Genomic DNA, 14,673 nt, shown 5'->3' with positions numbered 1-14,673 from the left:
CGGAGCATGACCATGCCTTTACCTCTTCTCGCGCTGGCGATCAGCGCGTTCGCCATCGGCACGACCGAGTTCGTCATCATGGGCTTGCTGCCCAACGTCGCACGCGATCTTTCCGTGTCGATTCCATCGGCAGGGCTGCTCGTCACGGGCTATGCGCTCGGCGTGGCAGTCGGCGCGCCGCTGCTCGCCGTGCTTACGAGCAAAATGCCGCGCAAGCTCGCGCTGCAATTGCTGATGCTCGTGTTTATCGTCGGCAACGTGTTTTGCGCGCTCGCACCGAACTACGGTTTGCTGATGATCGCGCGCGTCGTGACCTCGTTCGCGCACGGTTCGTTCTTCGGCATCGGCGCGGTGGTCGCGGCGTCGCTCGTGCCCGCCGACAAGCGCGCGAGCGCCATTGCGCTCATGTTCACCGGCCTCACGCTCGCGAACGTGCTGGGCGTGCCGTTCGGGACGTTCGTCGGTCAGGAACTGGGCTGGCGCGCGACGTTCTGGATCGTCGCCGGTCTCGGCTTGCTGTCCGCGCTCGGCGTGACCGCGCTCGTGCCGAATCGTCACGATGCGGCACCAAGCGGACTCGGCCGCGAAGTACGCGTGTTGCGCGACCCGCAGGTTTGGCTCGCGCTGACGATGACCGTGCTCGGCTTCGGCGGCGTGTTCGTCGTGTTCACGTATATCGCGCCGATTCTCGAACAGGTCGGCGGCTTCTCGCCGCGCGGCGTGACGCTCGTGCTCGTGCTGTTCGGCATCGGGCTTACGGTCGGCAATACGATTGGCGGCAAGCTCGCGGACCGCGCGTTGATGCCTTCGCTGATGGGCATTTTGCTGGCGCTTGCCATCGTGATGGCCGTGTTCGCGAAGACGAGCCACAGTCAGGTCGGCGCGATCGTGACGATCTTCGTCTGGGGCATCGCGGCGTTCGCGACGGTGCCGCCGTTGCAGACACGCGTGGTCGAGAAGGCGAAGGACGCGCCCAATCTTGCTTCGACGTTGAACATCGGCGCGTTCAATATTGGCAATGCGGGTGGCGCCTGGCTCGGCGGCGCGGTACTGACGCATGGTTATGGGCTCGATGTGTTGCCTTGGGCGGCGGCGATGGTCGCAGTGGCCGCTCTTGGGGTGACGTGGTTCGCGGCGCGCTTCGATGCGCCGCAGGTCAGGTCGGGGGTGAAGGCGGCGGATTCGAATGCTTAACCATCCGCCCACGCCTTCGCCGCCTTCACCGCCCGCTGCCATCCCGCGAGAGACGCCTCGACATCGGCGGTGGGCATCGTCGGTGTGAACTGCCGCTCAAGTTGCCACTGCGATTTCAGCTCGTCGATATCCTTCCAATATCCGACCGCGAGCCCCGCGAGATAAGCCGCGCCAAGCGCGGTCGTTTCGGCGATGCGCGGTCGCACCGCATCCACACCCAGGATGTCCGCCTGAAACTGCATCAACAGATCGTTGGCGCAAGCACCGCCATCCACCCGCAATTGGGCGATGCGTATGCCCGAATCCGCTTCCATCGCGCGCAAGACATCGACCGATTGATAAGCGATCGAATCCAGCGCCGCCCGCGCGATATGGGCGGAAGTCGTCCCGCGCGTCACGCCGAACAGTGTGCCGCGAGCCCGCGCGTTCCAGTGCGGCGCGCCCAAGCCAGCGAAAGCGGGCACGAGATACACGCCATCGCTATGCGGCACGCCGCGCGCAAGGGCTTCGACGTCACTCGCGCGGCGAATTAGTCCCAACTCGTCGCGCAGCCATTGCACGACCGCGCCCGCAATAAAAATACTGCCTTCGAGCGCATAGTTCACCGTATCGCCGATTTGCCAGGCAATCGTCGTCACGAGATTGTTGCTCGACTCGATCGGCGTTTCGCCCGTGTTCATCACGAGGAAGCAGCCGGTGCCGTAAGTGTTCTTCACCATGCCGGTATCGATACACATCTGGCCGAACAACGCGGCATGCTGGTCGCCGGCAATGGACGCGAGTGGAAGATCGGCCGCGAACACGGTGCCCTGCGTCGTGCCATACACCTCAGATGAACTGCGTACTTCCGGCAGCATGCTGCGCGGTATCTCGAATGCCTCGAGCAGTTCGTCGTCCCAGCGGCGCGCGTGGATGTCGAACAGCATGGTGCGCGACGCATTGGTGATGTCGGTGACATGCAAACCGCGCCGCGTGAAATTCCACACGAGCCAGCTATCCACCGTGCCGAACGCGAGCCGTCCCTGCTTCGCCTTGTCGCGCGCGCCTTCGACGTTATCGAGAATCCAGCGGATCTTGCTCGCTGAGAAATACGCGTCGATGGGCAACCCCGTCTTCGCGCGCACCATGGCTTCGAGCCCGCGCGCCTTGAATTCGTCGCACAGCGAGGCCGTGCGCCGGTCCTGCCAGACGATCGCGTTATAGATCGGCTTACCCGTTTCCCGATCCCACACGATGGTCGTTTCGCGCTGATTTGTGATGCCCACCGCCGCAATCGACGACGCGCTCAAACCCGCCCGCGTCACGGCTTCGGCGGCGACGCCCGCCTGAGTCGACCAGATTTCCTGCGGATCGTGCTCGACCCAGCCCGCTTGCGGATAAATCTGCTGAAACTCCTTCTGCGCCACCGAAACGACATTGCCATTCCTGTCGAACAGCATGGCCCGCGAACTGGTCGTGCCCTGGTCGAGCGCGAGGACGTACTGATCCTGCATGGTCATCTCCCGAAAGTGCACGGATCGGCGTGCTTGTGAAATCGAGCGATGCCGTGCGAGGTCTGCATGCGCAATCTATCGGACGCGCGGCATGCGTACAACCTGGCCGGATGGCATAGGCCATTAGCACATAGCGCCGTAAGGAGCCGTTCGCGCCAAGGAAACCGTAAGAATGCCTATGCCATTTGGCCGAGTGGCGCGAACTCGCGGTTCGTCCGATACTGGCAACTCGAAATCGGGCAACGGGTGAATGCAATGCGAATGCGGGTTCTGTCAGGCGTGCTGGGCGTGGCCGTGCTGGCCGGCTGTGTAGCGACGCCTAATATCGACGGATCGAGCGGTGCGCCGTCGTTCAGCGCGTTGCAGGAGATGTGCGGGACCACGCAGGTGGACTATGGCGGGGACGCGCCGTCCGTCTACACGGCGTTCTTCGACGCTTACGTGGCGCAACGGCGCGGCGGGTTATCGAAGGATCGCTATTGCGCGTTTCAGGGGACGATCGCCGCGCGCTACGGCGTATATCGCGCGAATTCGGGGCCGGAGGCGCAAAGTGCGTGGGCCAGGTTCTTTCTGGATCAGCGTGCGCAGGCTTTGAGCTGGCGTGCGGCAGTCGATCCGACGCTGCGGGCAGGATAGGACGCGGCGCAGATAAGTCCGCGTCCGACATCGCTTGGGAAGCGAAGGCTAGGAGAACCGCTTGAATGCCTTGATGGTGGAGTCGCCAGTTGCGGTAAGGCGCCATTGTTGTCGGCCCGAAGCCAGGTTCTCGAGTTGAACGAGTTGACGTTCGAGCAATGCATCGAGTTCATCGCGTTCCATGTCGACCTGATTGGGCTCTTCCTGAACCAGCAGCAGCGTGGCGAATTCGTGCGGACTCAGCATTCGTGTTCTCCATTAAGACCGAACGGCAAGGCGACCGGCTTTGTGAGCCGGGTCTCTTTGCTTCTAAGCGTTTAATTGGAAGACTTCAATCTGCCGGGCAGTCGCGTTGTCGTGTGCTGCGTTTGCCAGGAATTCGGATTGTAGGCAAGCGTCTGAAGAGTGCCAAACTCCCGGTGAAAATTTTGGCTTTGACATTTCCTCGTCGCGCAAGCGGGTCCCAAGTCAGCCGAACTTGAAGAAATTACTTGAAGGTTTTGCCGCACTGCAAACACCTCAAACTAGGTCTTTTTCAGCGCCATGCGATTGACTCATCAATTGCGGCGACAAATGAATTTGCTTTGAATTAAGCAGACAATGCACCATTCGTTCTTTTGAACTGTCGGCTGATCGACGCGGCAAGCCGTCAGACCAGAGCGGCTCGCTGTTAATCCGGACATCAATCACATGACTCGTTTCAACTGGCAGAACCCTTATCCGACTCCGCGCTTGCCGGTTTTTGCGCGCAATATCGTTTCGACGTCGCATCCGCTGGCCGCTCAAGCTGGTTTACGCATGCTCTGGAAGGGCGGTAACGCCGTGGATGCGGCCATCGCCGCAGCGGCCGCTATCACGGTCGTCGAGCCGGTTTCATGCGGGCTCGGCGGCGACGCGTTCGCGCTGGTCTGGGATGGCAACCAATTGCATGGACTGAACGCTTCGGGCGTGGCGCCAGCGGCCTGGAACGTGGACTACTTCCGCACCAAATACGGCGAAGAGAACGGTCTTGCCCGTCAGCCCAAACGCGGCTGGGACGCGGTGACGGTGCCCGGCGTCATCGCCGGATGGGAAGCGCTTCACGCGAAGTTCGGTTCGCTGCCATTCGCCGATTTGATGGAACCTGCCATCGAAATCGCGGAGCGCGGACACGCGGTGGCCAGCATCGTCGCCTATAAATGGGCGGCCGCCGTGCCTGAACTGAAAGACCAGCCAGGCTTCGCGGATGTCTTCATGCCGCGTGGACGCGCGCCCGAAGTCAGCGAACTCGTGCGTTTTCCCGGCCATGCGAACACGTTGCGACGGCTCGCGGAGCGCGGCCCGCGCGCGTTTTACGAAGGCGAAAGCGCCGAGCGCATCGCTGCGTTCTCGCGGCAGGGCGGCGGCGCCATGACCATGGACGATCTCCGAAATTACCGCGCCGAGTGGGTCGAGCCGATTCAGAAGGATTATCGCGGCTACACCGTGCACGAGATTCCGCCGAACGGACAGGGAATCGCGGCGCTCATCGCGCTTGGCATCCTCGACAAGTTCGATGTCCGCGCGCTGACCGTCGACCGCATCGAGTCGCAGCATCTGCAGATCGAGGCGATGAAACTCGCGTTCGCGGATGTATATCGCTATGTCGCCGATCCGCGCTCGATGGAAGTCACGCCCGAGCAAATGCTCGACGACGCCTACCTTACGGAACGCGCCAAGCTGATCGATCCGAACAAGGCAAGGCATTTCGACTTCGGCATGCCGAAAGCGGGCGGCACCATCTACATGTCGGTCGCCGACGAGCGCGGCATGATGGTGAGCTTCATTCAATCGAACTACATGGGTTTTGGCTCGGGCGTGGTCGTGCCGGATACGGGCATCTCGCTGCAAAACCGCGGTTGCGGGTTCTCGATGGACCCGAAGTCAGCGAACGTGGCCGAGGGCGGCAAGCGGCCGTTCCACACGATCATTCCTGCGTTCCTCACGCAAGAAGTGGATGGCCGGCGCGAGGCCGTCATGAGCTTCGGCGTAATGGGCGGCGACATGCAGCCGCAAGGACATCTGCAGTCGATCGTGCGCATGCTCGACTACGGGCAACAGCCTCAGGCCGCCTGTGACGCGCCGCGCTGGAAGGTGAATCACGATTTCACGATCGATATCGAAGCGACACTCGACCTCGAAACGGCCCGCGCGCTCGAAGGGCTCGGCCACACCATCAAGTCGGTCGACGATCCATACATGGATTTCGGCTCGGGGCAATACATCTGGAAGCTGGATCGCCACGATCCAGAGCGTGGTTACGTTGCCGCAAGCGACAGTCGACGCGACGGGCTAGCGGCCGGCTTCTGAGCATGCACGCGCCGGCAGCTAATCACGGCGGCAGGCGCGTCGTCGACGCCAGATCGCGCAACCTCCCTTGGCGGCACATTTCGTGCTCCTTCGTGCGCCAGCCGTTCTTGCGCATCGACTCGTGAGAATTTGACATAGACGGAACTGCGCTGATGCGGCGCAAGTCTGTCCCCATGTCTGCAAATTCATTGCGGGACGGCTAAGATGGAAAAACAAGCCGTTAAGACGCGAAGTTGAAGTCGCCCGAGCCGAATGGTTCGCGGCGTCGCCTGAACCTCGGCCCGCTCTTGTTGGCCGATGGCGCGTTCAGTCCATCCAGGGAGCGCGATACATGCACACCGATAGTACCCATGTGATGCCGTGGCGCATCGAAGACATCGATCTCAACCGGATCGATCGTCAGAAGGCGGCATCCAACGAACATCTTCTTTTGCTGTTGTGCGCATGCTCATTCATCGAGAGCGGCACGGATCTCTACACGAGCAATCTCAGCAAGTATTTTCACGATGACCCCGAGATTTCGGCGTGGCTGAACGACGAATGGGAGCCCGAAGAAATGCAGCACGGCCGGGCGCTCAAGATTTACATCAACCACATCTGGCCGGAATTCGACTGGGACCGGGCTTTCAAGAGCTTCTTCGACGAGTACTCGCTAACGTGTTCCTACGAAGCGTTTGAGAAAAAGCGTGCGCTCGAAATGGTGGCACGGTGTGTTGTCGAAACGGGCACGGCCACGCTGTATCGCGCGATCAACGACTGCTCGGACGAGCCGGTGTTGAAGGAGATCACCGACAACATCCGCACAGACGAAGTGCGCCACTACAAGCACTTTTTCCGCTTCTTCAAGAAGTGGAACAAGATCGAAGGCAACGGGCGTCTCGCCGTGCTTGGCGCGTTGATCCGTCGCGTGATGGAACTGAAGAGCGAAGACTCGGAGATCGCGCTACGGCACGTGTTTGCGGTGCGTTATCCCGAGCGCGTCAAGGACTCGAGCTATAACCGCGAACTGTTCGCGCAGGTGAACGCGCTCGTGCGGCGCAATCTCTCGGCGGATCAGTGCATCAAGATGCTATTGAAGCCGCTCGATCTGCCCGCGCGCATTCAGCCGGGCGTTCACTATCCGCTTGCCAAGATCACGCAGTTGTTTTTCCGCTAATCAGGACGATGCCCGCTCAGGTTCATGCGGGCATTCGGTGGATCTGCCTTTCAAGTCATTTCCCCCATGACCGATGCCACGCCGCGTCAGGCCGAACTCTCGTCGCAAACGCTTTTCGATGAATGGCCGCCTGAACTCAGGACGCTCTTCGATGGCACGCTGACCGGCGCACCCGTCGGCTTCACGGCGTCGCTATGTGCCGTCGACAGCGGCGGGCGCGTCCGCACCGCGCTCCTAAGTGCGGGCGAGCTGCTCGCGCCGGACGCGCGCACGCTCGTGTTCGCGTTGTGGCGCGGCTCGCGTACCGCGCAGGCGATCGCCGCGAGCGGGCGCGCGACCATCGCCTTCGTATTCGACGAAGCGTTCTTTCAGGTTCAGCTGGATACGCGCCGCGTGGCGCTCGACGATGTCCCGCTCGCATGCTTTGTCGCCACGATCGAAAGCGGCGAAGCGCAACGTGTCGCCTATGCGCGTTTGAAGAGCGGGATTACGTTCGAACTGACGGAGACCGAGAGCGTGCCCACGCGCTGGCGTGAGCAGCTTGACTGGCTGAAGCGGGCAGCGAGCGCTGCCGCCTGAAACACACCTACGAATACTTAACGTCCGCGGCCGCCCGAGCGCATGCCGTCGCGCCGCGCGCCGCCGCTGTCGCTGCGCGCCTTGCCGCCGAGCAGCGCGCCGGGATTACCGGCCTTTGCGTTCGGATTCGCCGCGCGTGCCGCATCCGGACGGCGCGTTGCCGCGCCTGCATTGGCGTTGGGAGCGGCGGGCTTCGCGCCGGCAGGCTTGGGACCGCGTGCATCGCGGCCATCGCGTGAATTCGCTGCTTGCGATCCGCCGTTGCGATTACCGTTCGCCGGCTTGCCACTGCCGCGCGCTTCGCCAGATGCCGCGCCGCTTGCACGGCCGCCATCGCGTCGCGCTTCGCCGCCACCGCGCTTCGCTTCGCCTTCGCGTCGTGGGGCGCTGCTGCGCTTCGCTTCGCCGCCTTCACGCGGACCGCCGCGCCCTTGGCTGCGGCGCTGAATCGGTTCGGGACGCGCATCCGGGTCCGGCTCGAAGCCGGGAATCACTTCCTGCGGAATCGGGCGCTTGATCAGACGCTCGATGTCCTTCAGCAACTGAAGCTCGTCCACACAGACGAGCGATACCGCTTCGCCATCCGCGCCCGCGCGACCCGTGCGGCCGATACGGTGTACGTAATCTTCCGGCACGTTCGGCAAATCGAAGTTGACCACGTGCGGCAACTGATCGATATCGATACCGCGCGCCGCGATGTCGGTGGCGACGAGCACCTGCAAGGTCTGATCCTTGAACTCGGCCAGCGCACGCGTACGCGCCGACTGACTCTTGTTGCCGTGAATCGCAAGCGCGCTGATGCCGTCCTTGCCCAATTGCTCGGCAAGCCGGTTCGCGCCGTGCTTCGTGCGCGTGAACACGAGCACCTGGAACCAGTTGTTCGTGCGGATCAGATGCGTGAGCATCTCGCGCTTGCGGTCGCGATCCACCGGATAAATCTTCTGTTCGATACGCTCGGCCGTCGTATTGCGGCGCGCGACTTCGATCAGCGCGGGCGAATCGAGCAGGCTGTCGGCCAGCGCCTTGATTTCATCCGAGAAAGTAGCCGAGAAAAGCAGGTTCTGACGCTTCGCGGGCAGGCGCGCGAGCACGCGCTTGATGTCGTGAATGAAGCCCATGTCGAGCATGCGATCGGCCTCGTCGAGCACGAGAATCTCGAGCTGCGACACGTCGATGGTCTTCTGCTGCATGTGATCGAGCAAACGTCCCGGCGTTGCCACGACGATATCGACGCCGCGCTTCAACGCGTCGATCTGCGGGTTGATGCCCACGCCGCCGAACATCACGGTCGACTTGAGCTTCAGATATTTGCCGTAGGCGCGCACGCTTTCCTCGACCTGCGCGGCGAGTTCGCGCGTCGGCGTGAGGATGAGCGCGCGGATCGGACGCTTCGTTCCGGCGGCAGCGGGCGCCAGTTGCGAAAGACGTTGCAGGATGGGCAGCGTGAAGCCGGCGGTCTTGCCCGTGCCGGTCTGCGCGCCCGCCAGGAGATCGCCGCCCTTCAGAACGGCGGGGATGGCCTGGAGCTGGATCGGGGTCGGAACGGTGTAGCCCAGTTCGTTGACAGCGCGTAGCAGAGGTTCGGACAGGCCGAGTGAATCAAAGGACATAAGGGATTTTCGAATTCGTTGTGTCGAACGGCGTGCATGCGAATGACGTTGCGGCGAACCGTGGTTCTGCCGGTTGCGCGCATGTGCGACGCTCGGAAAAAAATCGGGCGGCTTGCCATCGAGCGTTCATCGATTTATCGACGAGCGCGAAGCGTTGCCGCGGGGATTCGACGCGTTATCAAGACACGCCGGCTGGCCGTAAGTTGCATCGATGAAGCCGCGATGCCCGGGCTCACTCGCTGTTCGCCGCTTCACGCGACATAGCGCGCGACGCTCACGAACTGACAGAGACTGCCCGCCAGCACGAACAGATGCCAGATACCGTGGCCGTGCCGGATACGCTCGTCGTTGATGAAAAAGTAGATACCGGCGCTATAGATCACGCCGCCCGCCACCAGCCACGCGGTGCCCGCGGGCGGCAGCGCCGTCACGAGTGGACGGACGGCTACGAGCGCGAGCCAGCCCATCAACACGTACAGCACCATCGAAACGCTGCGGGTTCGGCGCCCGAGCGTGAGTTCCTGCGTAATGCCGAGAACCGCGAGGCCCCAGCTTACGCCGAATAGCGACCAGCCCCAGGGACCGCGCAATGTCACTAGTGTAAACGGTGTGTAGCTGCCTGCTATCAGCAAATAAATTGCCGAATGGTCGCACTTTTGCAGAATCGACTTCAAGCGAGGCGAGCGCACGCAGTGGTACAGCGTCGAAATCAGGTAGAGCGCGCAGAGCATGGCGCCATAGATGGCGAAGCTCACGACCTTGTAGGCATCGCCGTCCAACGCACCCATTACGACGAGCGCCACCAGACCGGCGATCGACAAGACCGTGCCGATCAAATGGCTGATGCTGTTGAAACGCTCGCCTACGTACATGCCCGATCCATACCGAAAGACGCGCCGGTGACGCGCCACAAAAGACAAGGGGCGCGGCCTAAGTTGAAGGCTGCGCCCCAATGCGTATTGTACGCTGTCTTTCCCGAATGTCAGTCGAGCGGCGCCGAACGCAGATTACTCACCTGCTGCGGCGACACCGGCGTGCCGTGATTGCCCCACGACATACGGATGTACGTCACGACCGCGGCCACTTCCGTATCCGACAGCGACTGCGCGAACGGCGGCATGCCGTGCGGCATCGGGTTGCCACCCGTGCTCGGCGGATAACCCCCGTTGAGCGTCATGCGGATCGGGTTGACCGCCGACGGCATCTGAATGGACTGGTTATTCGCGAGCGGCGGATATGCCGGCGGCTTGCCAAGACCATTCTCCTGGTGACACTTCGCGCAGTTCTCGGTGTAGACCTTCTTGCCCATGGTCAGCAATTCGCCGCCGAACTTCTCGGAGGTTTCGAGCTGCAACGACTCCGGCGCTTCCTTCTTTTGCGGAATCGACTTGAGATACGTCGAGATCGCGTTGATGTCGCCGTCGGTCATGTACTGCAAGCTGTTGTGGACGACTTCGGCCATCGGGCCGAACACCGCGCCACGCTGCGACACGCCGGACTTCAGCAAGTCGTTGATGTCCTTGATGTCCCAGTCGCCGAGACCGGCTTCCTTGTTCGACGTCAACGACGGCGCATACCAGTTTTGCAGCGGAATCAGACCGCCGGCAAATGCCGCCGAGCTGACCGGACCGCCCATGGCGTTGATCGACGTATGGCACATGGCGCAATGGCCGAGGCCTTCGACCAGATACGCGCCGCGGTTCCATTCGACCGATTTGGTCGGGTCCGGCTTGTACTCGCCTTCGCTGAAGAACAGGGTGCGCCAGCCGATCAGCAGATTGCGGTTGTTGAACGGGAAGCGCAGTTCATGCGGACGGCTCGCTTCGTTGACCGGCGGGACGGAGCGCAGATACGCGTAGATCGCGTCCGAGTCGGCGCGCGTGACCTTCGTGTAGCTCGTGAACGGGAAGCCTGGATAGAGCAGACTGCCGTCCTTCGAGCGGCCAGTGTGCATCGCGCGGTAAAAGTCGTCCGACGTCCATTTGCCGATGCCGAATTGATCGTCCGGCGTGATGTTCGGCGTGAACATGGTGCCGAACGGCGTCGCCATGGGCAGGCCGCCCGCGAATTCCTTGCCGCCGCGCACCGTGTGGCACGCGATACAGTCGCCGGCGCGCGCGAGGTATTCGCCTTGTTTGATCAGCGCGGCTTTGTCGGTAGGCGTCGCCGCGACGGCGCCGCCCGAATGCAGGTTGTCGCCGCCCGACCAGAGGACGGCGGCGGCTGCGACGGCTGCCACCACGACAGCCGAGGAGAGTGCGAACAGGGACTTGCGTTTCATTATGTTGTCGCTCCAGACGCCTTATTGCGGTTCGCTGCCGCAGGTCAGCGGCATCTTCAACGAGCCAGCGGGCGCGGGCACCGGGTTGGCGGGTGCGGTTTGCGTTGAGAGCCAGGCGGCGACGGCGGTCACGTCGTCGTCGGTCAGGCGCGAGGCGATTTGCTGCATGCAGTCAGGCGCTTTCGCGTGGCGCGTGCCCGATTTCCATGCGCCGACTTGCGCGCTGATGTAATCCGAGTGCAACCCGACGAGGCCCGGAATGGCCGGCTGCATGCCGGTCAGACCCTTGCCGTGACAGGCCGCGCAGGCGGGAATGTTCTTCGATGCATCGCCGTTCAGCACGATTTGCTGGCCGCGCGCAAGCGTGGAAGCCGAAACATTCGTCTTGGCGGGCGGCGGATACGGCGGGCGCTGGCTCGAGAAGTATCCGGCAATCTGATGAAGGTAGTCGTCCGAGAGATACGTGACGAGGTAGTTCATAGGCGGATACTTGCGCCGGCCTTCGCGGAAATTCTGGAGCTGGTTGTACAGATAATCGGCAGGCTTGCCGGCAAGACGCGGGAAATAGTCATTGTCCGTGCCTTCGCCATGAACACCGTGACATGCCGTGCAGCCTTGCACGCGCGCTGCCATGGTGTCCGGGGCGATCGGCTGGTTCTGCGCCTGGGCTTGTGCCTGACCCGCGCCGAATACGCCGGCGCTGCTGACGACGGCCAAAGCGAGCAGCGGACGAAAAATGCGTCTTGAAAACACGCGACACTCCATGAAATTCGGGGACCTGCCGAGCTTCGTGCGGCTCGGTGCGAAGGTGGCGAACCACGGCCACGCGTTGGGTGGCGGAGGGTGGCGGGCCACGGCCATAGTGGCTCGACGAGCCTCTGATGCGACGCGGAATTCTATCATCGATGCATGATGATGACTATTTGACACAACTTTCCGCCCTCACTGAGGCGCAATCGCGACAATCTGCCGCGTCGCAACCAAGAACTTTGACATAGCGCAACACACATGCAGGTCGACAAAGCATCGACTTTATTGTGCGAAAACGGGGTCGCTGCACTCTATTCTCACGGCAAGCTTAGGAAGCTCGATGCGCAGGTTCAAGACCTTTCAATGGTGCCGCGCAAGGTGCGTTCGTTTAGACTGCGCGGGCCGAGACTCGCAGGTTCTTCCATGATCTCCCCAGCCTTACATCCAACAATTGGCGTTCCCGAAGCGTCCACGGCGGCGCCATGAACGGCGATTTCGACTTCCTCTGGCTCGCGCAGGTCGTATTCGGAGCATTGAGCGATACCGCGTTTGCCTGTGCGCTTGGCGCGGCGCTCTTCGACGCGTGGCTCTGCGGCGAAAGAGCGCACGCGGTCGTTTCGCCTGCGCATCGGGGTTGGCGGCATGCAGCGCGTGCCGGAACCGTGGCCGCAATTACCTTCGTGGCTTGCAACTTCGTGTGCTTGTGGCTTCAGGCCGCGGCGATGAGCGGTTCGCCTGTCAGCGATGCGGGCGCGTCGCTGTGGCTCGTCGCGACTAGCACGCAAGCGGGCATCGGCTGGCTGGTGGCGTTGGCGGGCGGCCTGGTGATCGTGCTGGCCTGCGCGACGGGCAGACCGCAAGGCGCATCGAAGACAGGGTTCGCGATCTTCGGCGCGCTCGTGGCCGCTGCAGGGAAAGCGGCTATCGGCCATGCCGCCGATGCCGGCGCGTTTTCCCTCGCCGAAGCCGTGCAGACGCTGCATCTGCTTGCCACGGGCGTGTGGGGCGGGATCGTCATCGTGGGCGCGCTGGCGGTGTTGCCGGCGCTCGGGACATCGGTGGCGCGTGCGTCGTTGATTCGCATCGTCGCGCGCATGTCGCGGGTGGCGACGCTCGCGGTGATCGTCATCATCGCGACGGGCGTGTTCAACGCGTGGCGCGGCACGGACGGATCGGCGGCGGTGCTTGTCGACAGCAACTGGGGGCACGCGCTGATCGTGAAAACGGGACTGGTTCTGGCGGCGCTCGCCTTGGGCGCGCTCAACCGCTGGTCGGTGTTGCCGCGCCTGCAGCGCACGGCATCGACGATGGATGCGCACACGGTCATCAACGTGATGCGCCTTGAAGCGGTGCTGATGCTTTGCGTGTTCGCCACGGCGTCGGTGTTGTCTCACGGCGTGCCAGGCGCGGCGCTCGCCGGCTGAACGCGTTTCGAACGGTTACTCGTATCCCAGCCGATGGCTGACGATCGGCGCACAGAAGAGCGCCACCGCGCAGCCGATCACTTTCCCCTGCAATTCGACATAAGCCGTGTGCGAGCTTGCAACGAGCAGCACTTCGAGCATTTGCGGCGCGCAGAAAATGCCCGCCACGCCAATGAACCAGTTGGTAACGACAGGAATGCGCCAGCCACGCTGCGCGCCAATTGCCGCCGCAACGACGCGCGCGACGCCGAAAGCGACGAGCGCGCCGACGGCCATCTGCGCGCGGATATATTCATCGGGAAGGACTTGCCACATGGCTGTTCTCGTTCTTGGTGACTGTTCGCAGCTTACTTTGCAAGAATCTCGCCATATGTACGACAAAACGCAATCGGCGTCAAAAAAATCAGAAGGTGTGTTCCGGGCCGGGGAATGTGCCTTCACGCACTGCGCGCACGTACGCGTCGACCGCCGCGAAAATGGTCGGCTGTCCCTGCATGAAATCTTTGACGAAACGCGGACGCTTGCCGTGGAAGATGCCGAGCATGTCGTGCAGCACCAACACCTGTCCCGAGCAGTCGATGCCCGCGCCAATGCCGATAGTCGGAATCGCCAGACTCTCGGTCACTTCGCGCGCGAGCAGCGTCGGCACGGCTTCGATCACGAGTAAGCGGGCGCCCGCCTGCTGGAGCGCCAGCGCGTCGCGGCGCATTTGCTCGGCGGCCGCTTCGGACTTGCCCTGCACCTTGAAACCGCCGAACGCGTGCACCGATTGCGGCGTGAGACCGACGTGTCCGCATACGGGAATCGAACGCTCGACGAGAAAGCGCACCGTGTCCGCAAGCCATTCGCCGCCTTCGAGCTTCACCATCTGCGCGCCGGCGCGCATCAGTTGCACGGCGTTGGCGTAGGTTTCCTCGCGCGATCCGATGGTGCCGAACGGCATATCCGCGACGATCAGCGCGCCCTTGCTGCCGCGCGCCACGCAAGCCGTGTGATACGCGATGTCCGCGAGCGTGACCGGCAGCGTCGTCGCATGGCCCTGAAGCACGTTGCCGAGCGAATCGCCGATCAGCATGACGTCGACGCCCGCGCGATCGAGCAGCGCGGCGAAGCTCGCGTCGTAGCACGTGAGCATCGCGATTTTTTCGCCGGCTTCACGCATGGCCTGGAGTTTCGGGACGGTGATCGCCGAACGGCTCGTTTCCTGCAAGTACGTCATGGT

At 62.7% G+C, this 14,673-nt stretch carries 14 protein-coding genes; 6 read left to right on the top strand and 8 right to left on the bottom strand.

Annotated features, from left to right (window positions below; all coding sequences use genetic code 11):
- Window positions 1-12: 12 nt before the first annotated feature.
- The gene (locus P9292_RS23555; protein WP_250525406.1) at window positions 13-1,194 is read left to right on the top strand and encodes an MFS transporter; all 1,182 of its coding nucleotides are present in this window, start codon (window positions 13-15) and stop codon (window positions 1,192-1,194) included.
- On the opposite strand, the gene glpK is transcribed toward P9292_RS23555, so the two are convergent.
- Window positions 1,191-2,687, bottom strand: coding sequence for a glycerol kinase GlpK (gene glpK / locus P9292_RS23550; protein ID WP_309961499.1), 1,497 nt, complete (start codon window positions 2,685-2,687; stop codon window positions 1,191-1,193). The genes P9292_RS23555 and glpK overlap by 4 nt on opposite strands.
- Before the next feature lie 261 nt (window positions 2,688-2,948).
- Here glpK and P9292_RS23545 point away from each other — a divergent pair, with 261 nt between their 5' ends.
- The gene (locus tag P9292_RS23545) at window positions 2,949-3,323 is read left to right on the top strand and encodes a hypothetical protein (RefSeq protein WP_309961497.1); all 375 of its coding nucleotides are present in this window, start codon (window positions 2,949-2,951) and stop codon (window positions 3,321-3,323) included.
- Window positions 3,324-3,371: 48 nt separating this feature from the next.
- Here the strand turns inward: P9292_RS23545 and P9292_RS23540 are convergent, their stop codons facing one another.
- Entirely contained in the window at window positions 3,372-3,569 is a 198-nt protein-coding gene (locus P9292_RS23540) for a hypothetical protein (RefSeq protein ID WP_244827069.1), read from the bottom strand.
- A 444-nt stretch (window positions 3,570-4,013) separates the two neighbouring features.
- Here P9292_RS23540 and ggt point away from each other — a divergent pair, with 444 nt between their 5' ends.
- From ggt to P9292_RS23525, 3 genes are all read left to right on the top strand, one after another.
- A complete protein-coding gene (gene ggt, locus P9292_RS23535) occupies window positions 4,014-5,651 on the top strand; it encodes a gamma-glutamyltransferase (RefSeq protein ID WP_309961495.1) in 1,638 nt (545 codons plus the stop codon).
- A gap of 331 nt (window positions 5,652-5,982) precedes the next feature.
- Window positions 5,983-6,807 carry a ferritin-like domain-containing protein gene (locus tag P9292_RS23530; RefSeq protein WP_309841443.1) on the top strand — a complete coding sequence of 275 codons (825 nt, stop codon included), beginning with the start codon at window positions 5,983-5,985 and terminating at the stop codon, window positions 6,805-6,807.
- 66 nt (window positions 6,808-6,873) lie between these two features.
- The gene (locus tag P9292_RS23525) at window positions 6,874-7,386 is read left to right on the top strand and encodes a hypothetical protein (RefSeq protein ID WP_309961493.1); all 513 of its coding nucleotides are present in this window, start codon (window positions 6,874-6,876) and stop codon (window positions 7,384-7,386) included.
- Between the two features lie 17 nt (window positions 7,387-7,403).
- On the opposite strand, the gene P9292_RS23520 is transcribed toward P9292_RS23525, so the two are convergent.
- From P9292_RS23520 to P9292_RS23505, 4 genes are all read right to left on the bottom strand, one after another.
- Entirely contained in the window at window positions 7,404-8,996 is a 1,593-nt protein-coding gene (locus P9292_RS23520; RefSeq protein ID WP_250463151.1) for a DEAD/DEAH box helicase, read from the bottom strand.
- 251 nt (window positions 8,997-9,247) lie between these two features.
- Entirely contained in the window at window positions 9,248-9,868 is a 621-nt protein-coding gene (gene trhA / locus P9292_RS23515) for a PAQR family membrane homeostasis protein TrhA (RefSeq protein ID WP_250463154.1), read from the bottom strand.
- Window positions 9,869-9,978: 110 nt separating this feature from the next.
- Complete coding sequence (locus tag P9292_RS23510) at window positions 9,979-11,277, bottom strand: cytochrome c (protein WP_250463157.1); 1,299 nt, start codon at window positions 11,275-11,277, stop codon at window positions 9,979-9,981.
- A 21-nt stretch (window positions 11,278-11,298) separates the two neighbouring features.
- Window positions 11,299-12,042, bottom strand: a complete 744-nt coding sequence (locus tag P9292_RS23505; protein WP_244827960.1) for a cytochrome c — start codon at window positions 12,040-12,042, stop codon at window positions 11,299-11,301.
- A 467-nt stretch (window positions 12,043-12,509) separates the two neighbouring features.
- Here P9292_RS23505 and P9292_RS23500 point away from each other — a divergent pair, with 467 nt between their 5' ends.
- Window positions 12,510-13,451 (top strand): CopD family protein, encoded by a 942-nt coding sequence (locus tag P9292_RS23500; protein ID WP_309961491.1) that lies wholly within the window; start codon window positions 12,510-12,512, stop codon window positions 13,449-13,451.
- 15 nt (window positions 13,452-13,466) lie between these two features.
- Here the strand turns inward: P9292_RS23500 and P9292_RS23495 are convergent, their stop codons facing one another.
- The gene (locus tag P9292_RS23495; RefSeq protein ID WP_250463162.1) at window positions 13,467-13,766 is read right to left on the bottom strand and encodes a hypothetical protein; all 300 of its coding nucleotides are present in this window, start codon (window positions 13,764-13,766) and stop codon (window positions 13,467-13,469) included.
- Between the two features lie 88 nt (window positions 13,767-13,854).
- Window positions 13,855-14,670: a 3-methyl-2-oxobutanoate hydroxymethyltransferase gene (gene panB, locus P9292_RS23490; protein WP_244827078.1), complete on the bottom strand. Its 816-nt coding sequence runs from the start codon at window positions 14,668-14,670 to the stop codon at window positions 13,855-13,857.
- Window positions 14,671-14,673 lie beyond the last annotated feature (3 nt).

This window comes from Caballeronia sp. LZ001 (assembly GCF_031450875.1).
Classification (GTDB): domain Bacteria; phylum Pseudomonadota; class Gammaproteobacteria; order Burkholderiales; family Burkholderiaceae; genus Caballeronia.
The sequence above is the reverse complement of the archived record's forward strand: the minus strand, read 5'-3'. Positions and strand labels throughout refer to the sequence as shown.